Source organism: Vibrio sp. 1180_3, from assembly GCF_029478545.1.
Taxonomy (GTDB): domain Bacteria; phylum Pseudomonadota; class Gammaproteobacteria; order Enterobacterales; family Vibrionaceae; genus Vibrio; species Vibrio aestuarianus.
Genome location: NZ_SJFM01000304.1, coordinates 1 through 244, shown reverse-complemented (window position 1 = coordinate 244; position 244 = coordinate 1). Strand labels below are relative to the sequence as shown.

The 244-nt window shown below is 55.7% G+C and carries 1 protein-coding gene; it reads right to left on the bottom strand.

Features of this window, described 5'->3' with window-relative positions:
• A partial coding sequence (locus tag EYW48_RS21930) for a hypothetical protein (RefSeq protein WP_277433128.1) occupies positions 1 to 244 on the bottom strand: 244 nt, incomplete at both ends.

Sequence of the window (244 nt, the reverse complement as noted above, 5' to 3'; positions counted from 1 at the left end):
GATGCTTGCGCCCTCGGCCACGGTTTCTGTCCACGTGATGGTGCCATTGTTGTAGCTGTAGTTGCTGTCGCTTATCTCGCCGTCTTCATTCAGGCTCAGCGTCACTGTGCTTGCGCTGCCACCATTGGTGATGGTCAGGTTCACTGAACCACCTTCCGCAAGCTCTGCACCGTTCACCGATACGCTCACCTGAACGTTGTCGTTACCCAGCTCGGCTTTGTTGATCACGCCATCGTCTGGATTG